At 68.8% G+C, this 8,347-nt stretch carries 8 protein-coding genes, 1 tRNA gene and 1 other RNA gene; 4 read left to right on the top strand and 6 right to left on the bottom strand.

Going from position 1 to position 8,347, the window contains the following annotated elements:
- Window positions 1-221: 221 nt before the first annotated feature.
- Window positions 222-318, bottom strand: an RNA gene (gene ffs / locus LH475_RS13150) — signal recognition particle sRNA small type.
- A gap of 119 nt (window positions 319-437) precedes the next feature.
- Between ffs and LH475_RS13145 the strand changes: the two genes are divergently transcribed.
- Window positions 438-525: transfer RNA gene (locus LH475_RS13145), tRNA-Ser, on the top strand.
- Window positions 526-652: 127 nt separating this feature from the next.
- Here LH475_RS13145 and LH475_RS13140 read toward each other — a convergent pair.
- From LH475_RS13140 to LH475_RS13120, 5 genes are all read right to left on the bottom strand, one after another.
- Window positions 653-1,165 (bottom strand): DinB family protein, encoded by a 513-nt coding sequence (locus LH475_RS13140; RefSeq protein ID WP_297414516.1) that lies wholly within the window; start codon window positions 1,163-1,165, stop codon window positions 653-655.
- 45 nt (window positions 1,166-1,210) lie between these two features.
- Window positions 1,211-2,380, bottom strand: a complete 1,170-nt coding sequence (locus LH475_RS13135; RefSeq protein WP_196844139.1) for an ABC transporter ATP-binding protein — start codon at window positions 2,378-2,380, stop codon at window positions 1,211-1,213.
- 58 nt (window positions 2,381-2,438) lie between these two features.
- Complete coding sequence (locus LH475_RS13130) at window positions 2,439-3,221, bottom strand: ABC transporter permease (protein ID WP_297414514.1); 783 nt, start codon at window positions 3,219-3,221, stop codon at window positions 2,439-2,441.
- A gap of 97 nt (window positions 3,222-3,318) precedes the next feature.
- Window positions 3,319-4,143: a molybdate ABC transporter substrate-binding protein gene (modA, locus tag LH475_RS13125; protein WP_196844141.1), complete on the bottom strand. Its 825-nt coding sequence runs from the start codon at window positions 4,141-4,143 to the stop codon at window positions 3,319-3,321.
- Entirely contained in the window at window positions 4,140-4,544 is a 405-nt protein-coding gene (locus tag LH475_RS13120; RefSeq protein ID WP_297414512.1) for a TOBE domain-containing protein, read from the bottom strand. The genes modA and LH475_RS13120 overlap by 4 nt, the downstream gene beginning before the upstream one ends.
- Window positions 4,545-4,868: 324 nt before the next feature.
- Here LH475_RS13120 and LH475_RS13115 point away from each other — a divergent pair, with 324 nt between their 5' ends.
- From LH475_RS13115 to moaC, 3 genes are read left to right on the top strand one after another with little or no spacing between them, the layout of a single operon-like run.
- Window positions 4,869-6,158, top strand: coding sequence for a ThiF family adenylyltransferase (locus LH475_RS13115; protein ID WP_196844143.1), 1,290 nt, complete (start codon window positions 4,869-4,871; stop codon window positions 6,156-6,158).
- Between the two features lie 3 nt (window positions 6,159-6,161).
- Window positions 6,162-7,727, top strand: a complete 1,566-nt coding sequence (gene glp / locus LH475_RS13110) for a gephyrin-like molybdotransferase Glp (protein ID WP_297414510.1) — start codon at window positions 6,162-6,164, stop codon at window positions 7,725-7,727.
- Window positions 7,724-8,239 (top strand): cyclic pyranopterin monophosphate synthase MoaC, encoded by a 516-nt coding sequence (moaC, locus tag LH475_RS13105; RefSeq protein ID WP_196844144.1) that lies wholly within the window; start codon window positions 7,724-7,726, stop codon window positions 8,237-8,239. Before glp ends, moaC begins: the two co-directional genes overlap by 4 nt.
- The last annotated feature ends 108 nt before the right edge of the window (window positions 8,240-8,347 follow it).

Here is an 8,347-nt window from a genome sequence, read left to right as displayed (position 1 = left end):
TTTACCCCCTCTCGCAGAACAGAGGGGAGAGAAAAGACTCCTCGCGCACCTCGGTACCGGGGCACAGCCCCGGTTACCCGTGCTGTGGGGGAGAGAAAAGACTCCTCGCGCACCTCGGTACCGGGGCACAGCCCCGGTTACCCGTGCTGTGGGGGAGAGAAAAGACTCCTCGCGCACCCCGGTACAGGGGCACAGCCCCGGTTACCCGTGCTGTGGGGGAGAGAAAAGACTCCTCGCGCACCCGCCAGAGCCCGGTTACCCTTGCTACGTTTCCGTCCTGGGGGAATTGGCCAAGGTGGCGCCACGCGAGGAGCCGACGACCAGTTTAGGGTACGACGCTGGGCTGCACCAACCGGGGCGGTCTGAGCGGGTGGCGGCCGCATCCGCTGGAAACAGGTAAGATTCACTGGTGCCGTTGCTTTATCGAACGGCGGCCAGGAGAATTCGCCTAGTGGCCTATGGCGCACGCTTGGAAAGCGTGTTGGGTGAAAGCCCTCGGGGGTTCGAATCCCCCATTCTCCGCCAGAACAATTCGTGCAGCGGATCAGGTGACGCGCGCACTCAAGGGCAGGATCCGACCCCCCATTCTCCGCCAGAACAATTCCTGCAACGGATCAGGTGACGCGCGCGATCATTGGCAGGATCCGAATCCCTAATACCCGGCGCGCTCCGCGATTCCGCGGATGAAGGCGGCCTGGCCGGCGTGTTGGAGGTCGTCGCTGATAACACTGACCAGCCGCACGCCGCGCGTGACCGGCGAAGTCCACCGGCGGTCGATGACCTCGTCGAGATCGCCGTCGGTCAGAGTCTCGAGGTAGGCGATCGTGTCGGCGTGCACGTCGTCGTAGTACCCTTTGAGCTGCTCGGCGTCCACGCGCACGGCCGCTATATCAGCGGTTGACTGCCCATAACCGGTGGCTGATGCCTCAAACGGAAGGCCGAACCGCTGTTCCCAGCCATTCCGCGTCCAGGTCTGCTCGTTGCCGGCGAGCTCGGCCACGTGGTCATCTTGCACGCGGGTGAGGTGCCAGACGAGCCAGGCGATCGTGTTGGCGTCGGCATCCGCTCGAAAAGTGAGGGCGTCAGCGGATGTGCCGGTCAAAAACCCGTGCACGGCACCCTCGATGCACTCAAAGGCTTCGATGAGCAGGGCAATCGAGGTCATGAATCTCCTTGGTCTCCAAGTCGATGGTACCGGCTTGCGCCGACACTAGCGCAGGTGGGCGGTCACCTCAGTGGCTTTGACGGCGAGCCAGACCGTCGAGCCGAGTTGCAGGCCGAGTTCGGCGACGGATGCCGGGGTGAGCTCGGCAATGATCTCGGGCGAGCCGCTCGTGCGAACGCGCACCCCGCCGTTGCCCGGTTCGATTGCGGTCACTTCGGCGCTCCACACGTTGCGCGGGCTCGCGTGCCGAGGCTGCTCGGTCTGCACCACGACCGCGGACGGCCGAAAGACGGCGGCGGCCGCGACGGTGAACGTGCCGCTTCCTTGCCGTGTTGTCGCGGCGGGCGCCTGCGCGAGCGCGCCGGCGTGCTCGGCGAGTACGGCGGCATCCGCTGGGCGAACCCGAAAAATGCGACCGTCGGGGGCTTCGACGGCGTCGCCGCAAACCGTGCCGACCACGAGGTTCACCCCGGCGAGCGCCGCGACGAATGGGTTGCGCGGCGCCTGCAGCACGGCAGTCGTCGTTCCCTGGTCGATAATGCGGCCCTGATGCAGCACCGCTACCCGGTTGGCCAGCACGACCGCGTCGACGACGTCGTGGGTGACGACGATCGCGCTGGTCTGGGTGGCTGCGAGCTGCTCACGAATGAGCTGGCGAATGTGCGGGGCGGTCTCGGCGTCGAGGGCCGCCAGGGGCTCGTCGAGCAGCAGCACGCGCGGACCGGCCGCGAGCGCCCGGGCCAGCGCCACCCGTTGCTTCTGGCCGCCCGACAGCTCGCCCGGTTTGCTGTCGCCGCGCCCGCCCAGCCCGACGCGGTCGAGCCAGTCATCGGCGACGCGTCGCGCCTGTGCCCGGTTGAGAGCGGATGATTCACCCACCTGCAGCGCGAACATCACGTTCGCACGGGCGTTGAGGTGGGGAAACAGCAGGGGATCCTGGCCGAGCAACCCGATGCCGCGTTTCTCCGGCGGAATGAACCGCTTCGGGCCGGTCAGGCCGGCGCCATCGAGGGTGACGGTTCCTGAGTCCGGAGCGAGCAGCCCGGCAAGCAGCTCGAGCACCGTCGACTTGCCCGAACCGTTCGGCCCGAGGAGGGCGAGCACATCGCCGGCCGCAAGGGTCAGTCCAAGATCGATTTCAAAGTCGCCGCGGGTGAGGGCGAGCCTGGCTTCGAGCAGGGGGCTCGCGGCCGTCTTCCGCGGGGCGGGGGTCATGACAGGCTCCGGGCGGGCATTGCCCAGGAGGCGACAGCGTGACGGCCGTGGTCCGCTGTCATGACAGCACCGCGGCACGCCGGGTGCCGATCAGTACGAGAATGATCACGGCCACCGCGATGAGCAGCAGTGAGAGTGCGACAGCCTGGTCGGTGGTGACGCCCGAACCGTTGAATGCGGTATAGATCGCGAGCGGCATGGTACGGGTGACGCCGGCCTGGTTGCCGGCGAACAGGGCGGTTGCACCGAACTCGCCGAGCGCTCGGGCGAAACTCAGCACGGTGCCGGCCAGGAGGCCGGGAAGCACGAGCGGCAGGGTGATGCGGGCGAACACCGTTGAACGGTGCGCGCCGAGCGTTGCGGCGACACGTTCATAGCGGGTGCCCATGGTGCGTAGTGCGCCCTCGACCGCGATCACGAGAAACGGCATGGCCACGAAGGTTTGCGCGATGACGACCGCTGCCGTCGTGAACGGCACCCGCAGCCCGACCAGTTCGAGGTATTCGCCGAGCACGCCGGTGCGGCCGAGCAACGAGAGCAGGGCGATTCCGCCGACGAGGGGCGGCAGCACGAGCGGCACCGTCACGAGTGCGCGCAGCAGGCCGGCCACGCGCGGAGTCGACCGGGCGATCACGACCGCGAGCGGAACGCCGAGCAACAGACAGAGGATTGTGGAGATGAAGGCGGTGACGAGCGACAGTCCGAGCGGCTCGAGCGCCTCCTTCGAGAGCAGGAGCGCGGGGAGGCCGGCCCAGTCCACGCGCAGCAGCAGGCCGGCGAGCGGCACGATGAGCAGGGCCAGTCCGATGCTCGCCGGAATGTACAGCAGCCGCGGGATCATGCGTGCCCGGCGATCACGTTGCCACCGAACCGTGAGTTTCGGCCCGGTTTACGCCATTTTTCGGGCCCAAACTCACGGTTCGATACCCGCCAAACAGTCATGGGGCGAGAAACCCGGCGGCGGCGAGAATGGACTGCCCCTTGGGCGAGAGCACGAGGTCGATGAAAGCCTGGGCGGCGGCGGCATGCGCGCTGTCGCTGACGATCGTGATCGGGTAGTGAGCGACGACATCCGCTGCCCCGGCGGGAGTCACGCCCTCGATGCGGTCGGGGTTCGCCGCGATGTCCGTCGCATAGACGAGGCCGGCATCCGCTATGCCTTCGGCGACCTTGGTGACGACGGCTGTGACGCTCTGTTCCTCGCTGGCCGGTGACAGGGTGACGCCGGCGTTGCCGAGCAGGGTAGCGGATGCCGTCCCACACGGTACCTGCGGCGCGCACAGCACGCTGATCACGTTGGGCCGGGCGAGGTCGGAGAGAGTGTTGATACCGAGCGGGTTGCCCGGCGCCACCGCAATGCGCAGCGTGTTCGAGGCGAACAGCATCGACGGGCCGACGAGGTTGTCGGCCGCGAGGGCGTCCATGTTCCTGGTGTCGGCGCTGGCGAAGACGTCGGCCGGGGCTCCCTCGCTGATCTGGGTGACCAGGGTTGATGAACCGTCGTAGTTCGTCTCGACGGTGATCGACGGGTTGTCCGTCGTCAGCTGCGCGGCGAGTGTGTCGAAGACGCCGGAGAGTGACGCTGCGGCGTAGATCGTGAGGGTTTGCGGAGCCTGTGCGGTCGGCGAGCTGGCCGGAGTGGGGGCGGCGCACCCGGCCAGCAGGGCGAGGCTCGCGGCCACCACCGCGGTTGGCGCGAACCGATGGTGCGCTGTGACGCCGTGGTGCCGCCTTCGTGGGCTGACTTGTGAGAAGCGATTCATGGCATCCGCCCGGGGGTTTCGACGATCACATTGGTGGCTTTGATGACGGCGACGCTGAGGGAGCCGATTTCGAGGCCGAGTTCACGCACGGCCTCGCTCGACATGAGTGAGACGACCCGGTGCGGGCCGCACTGCAGTTCAACCTGCGCCATCACGGTGTCCATGGTGATGGCGGTGACGAGGCCGACGAAGCGGTTCCGGGCGCTGCGGCCCACGCTCGACGGGTCGGCCGGAGCGCTCGCCTGTTCCACCGCGAAGGCGGCGAGCGCGGCTCCGTCGATGACCTGGCGACCGGATGCGTCGGCCACGGCGTCGAGGCGGCCCGCGTCCACCCAGCGTCGCACCGTGTCAGCGCTGACCCCGAGCAGCTCTGCCGCCTCAATAATACGATATTGCGTCATAATCATGATAATAGCACCGCATCTGCGGTCTTGGCCCTGCGGCTCTGCGGTGCGCGCGGCCCGCGGCGCGGCCCGGCCGGCGCGGCCCGCGGCGTGGCTGAAGCCGGTGGGCCACGAATGAACACGGTCGGTGCGTTCCCGGTCAACCCCGGCGCAAAACTTCTGCACAGTGATGCCGTCCGACGCCGGCAGTGCGTAATCACGGGCCGCTTTCACCGCGCCCCCTCAAAGTGCAGGAGTCATGCGCCTCGCCCGACCGCAGCGGGCCGTTTCATTGGCGCCGATCGGGTGGCCACGAGGCCGCGCAACGCTTAGCGTTGAGTCATGGCTATTCCTCCCCTTGTTGAGCCCGTTGATCGGCTCAGTGCGTCCGAATCCGTGCGTACCGCTCGTCAACGTCGTCTCCCCCAGCTCAATGAACTCGGCCAGCGCCGCCTCGCCAACGCCCGGGTGCTCGTGCTCGGCGCCGGCGGACTTGGCTCCCCCGCCCTGCTCTACCTCGCGGCGGCCGGCGTCGGCACCATCGGCATCGTCGACGGTGACGACGTGGAACCGAGCAACCTGCAGCGCCAGATCGCTCACGGGCAAGCGGATGTCGGCCGCCCCAAGGTAGACAGCGCCGCCGAGCGAATCGCCGAGATCGCCCCGGAAACCACCGTCGTACGGCACGCCGAACGCCTCGTCGCGAACAACGCCGCCGAGATCATCGGCGGCTACGACGTGGTCATCGACGGCACCGATAATTTTCCGACCCGGTTCCTCGTCAACGACACCTGTGCGCGGCTCGGGCTGCCGCTGGTGTGGGCCTCCGTTTTGCGCTTCGACGCCCAGCTCTCGGTGTTTTGGGCCACCCCGCCAGTCGACTCGGGCGTCACCGGCGTGCACCTACGTGACCTGTTTCCGACGCCGCCGGCCGAGGGCGAAGTGCCCAACTGCGCCGACGCCGGTGTGCTCGGCGCGCTGTGCGGCCAGGTCGGGTCGCTCATGGCAACCGAAACCATCAAGCTCATCACCGGAATCGGCTCACCGCTAATCGGTCGTGTGCTCGTGATCGACGCCCTGTCGGGCCGGTTCAGCGAGATTCCCTTGCTGGGAACCGGCATTGCTGCCGCACCGACCACCACCGAAGTGGCCGCCGAAGCCGCACGAGTCGCCGCCGCCAGCACCGCCGAGGTCTCGAGCGCAGAACTCGTCGACCGCCTCGCCGCTCTGAGCACGGGCACCGACAGTTTTCTCGTCGTGGACGTGCGCGAGCCGAGCGAATATGCCGAAAGTTCGATTCCGACGGCCCGGCTGCTGCCCCTCGGCGAGCTCGTGACCGATGGCGTGCTCTCGGACAGTGGCCGCGCCGCGCTGCCCCAGGACACCCCACTGATCGTGCACTGCCACGCCGGCGGCCGCGCCGCCCGGGCCGCGAACGCCCTGCGCGAGGCCGGATTCACCGATGTCTCGGTGCTCACCGGCGGAATCGTCGCGTGGGATGACCTCGTCACAGCCGGGCGTGCTCCCGGATTCGGCAGCCGCTGGGCCACGCTCGAGCCCGCCCCGGCTGGGCGGGACGCGTCGGCGCGCGATGATGCCGGCAGCACCGGCCACTCCGACAGCCTGGTCTAGGCGGTGACCGACACCGAACGACCGGGCGCCGGAGTCCCCGCGCACGCTGCGGCTGCGGCTGCGGCTGCGGCTGCGGCTGCGGCTGCGGCTGCGGCTGCGTCGACGGCGCGACCCAATGTCGATGTGCGCGACGCTGCGCCAGGCGATCACGCGAACCACACACACGATGCGCACGATCATGCGCACGACCACCGTCACGGTCAATCGCATACCGATCGGGCGGATGCCTGCGCACCCGCCGCATCCGCTCGTACCGTTGCCGAGCAACTCGCGGTCGTACTCGGCAGTGTCGCTCCCCTGCCGCCCGTGCGCGTCGAGCTTGACGCGGCCCGCGGGCTGGTGCTGGCCGAGGATGTATTCACCGTGACCGACACGCCTCCCTTCGACAACTCCGCGATGGACGGCTACGCCGTTATCCGCTCCGATCTGCTCGGCGCATCCGCTCAGAATCCGATCACCCTGCCCGTCGTCGCCGACCTCGCCGCCGGCACCGCGGAGAACCCACACCTGTCGCCCGGGCACGTCGCGCGCATCATGACGGGCGCGCCGATTCCCGACGGAGCGGATGCCGTAGTGCCGATTGAGGACACCGACCAGGGCACCGAACTGGTCACCATCGTTCGGGCCCCCAACGCCGCGGCACACGTGCGCCGGGCCGGCGAAGATGCCCACGCCGGCGACCGGGTGCTGCGAGCGGGCAGCGTACTCTGGCCCACCCGGGTCGCCGCAGCGGCGAGCGCCGGAACCAGCTCGGTGCTCGTGCACCCCGCTCCGCGCGTGGCCGTCATCTCGACCGGAAGCGAACTCGTCACCCCGGGCAGCCCGACCCGCCGCGGTCAGATTCCCGACTCCAACTCCTTTCTGCTCTCGGCGGCCGTCGCCGAGGCCGGCGGCATACCCGTACGGATCGGTGCCGTGCCCGACGACGAAGACGTGCTGCGCGCCCTGTTGGCCGAGTTGGCCGGCACGATCGACGTGATCGTGCTCTCCGGCGGCGTCAGCGTAGGAGCCTACGACGTGGTCAAGGCCGTACTGAAACCACTCGGAACCGTGAACTTTGGACCGGTCAAGATGCAGCCCGGCAAGCCGCAGGGTTTCGGACGCTGGCCCGCCACCGCAAAAGCGCCCGGACCGCTCATCTTCGCCCTACCCGGCAACCCGGTCAGCGCCTACGTGTCGTTCGAGGTGTTCGTGCGTCCGGCCCTGCGGCGTCTGCTCGGTCACGGCATGGCTGAACGGGTCGACCCGTCGAACGAGGCGCACAACGAGCCCGCACTCACCACGGACCACCCGGGCCTCGACCACCCGGCCCTGCACCGCCGCACCGTCACGGCAACCGTCGTCGACGAATGGAATTCCCCGCCCGGCCGCGCCCAGTACATGCCCGTCATCGTCACGCACCGCACCGACGGTGCCGGCACCCACACCGAGGTGCGCCCGGCCTCCCGCGGCGGGTCGGGTTCGCACCTCGTTGCCGGCTTGGCGCAGGCGAACGGGCTCGCCATCGTGCCCGAAGACACGACTCACATTCGCGGCGGCGACCCCATTACTGTCATGCTGACATCATGACGCACAGCACGGACACGACCGGCGCGGCCGTGCCCGCCCAGTTGTTCACCCACCTCGACTCGGCCGGACAGGCCCGCATGGTTGACGTGACCAACAAGGTTCCGACCGTGCGCAGCGCCACCGCCGCCGGCTTCGTGCGCTGCGACACCCCGGTCATCGCGGCTCTCCGCGACGGCACTGCACCCAAGGGCGACGTGCTCGCGGTGGCGCGCATCGCTGGAATCCAGGGCGCCAAGAAGACCGCCGACCTGCTCCCGCTCGCCCACGTGATCGGCGTACACGGCGCGGTCGTCGACCTGGTCGTCGAGGATGACGGCGTCAGCATCACCGCGACCGTCCGCACCGCCGACCGCACCGGCGTCGAAATGGAGGCGTTCACCGCCGTCTCGGTAGCCGCCCTCGCCGTCGTTGACATGGTGAAGGGCCTCGATAAATCCGTCACGATCGAGAACGTACGCCTGCTCGCCAAGAGCGGCGGCAAGAGTGGCGACTGGCTGCGCGCCGAAAGTTGAGCGGATGCTTACCGTTGACCTCATCGTGCTCGCCGGCGGACGCGGCAGCCGCCTCGGCGGCGCGCTCAAGCCCGCGGTCGAGGTGGCCGGGCGTACCCTGCTCTCCCG

Origin of the sequence: Cryobacterium sp. (assembly GCF_026786305.1) — a bacterium.
Classification (GTDB): domain Bacteria; phylum Actinomycetota; class Actinomycetes; order Actinomycetales; family Microbacteriaceae; genus Cryobacterium.
Note: the sequence above shows the minus strand (reverse complement) of the source record. Positions and strands in the feature narration are given on the sequence as shown.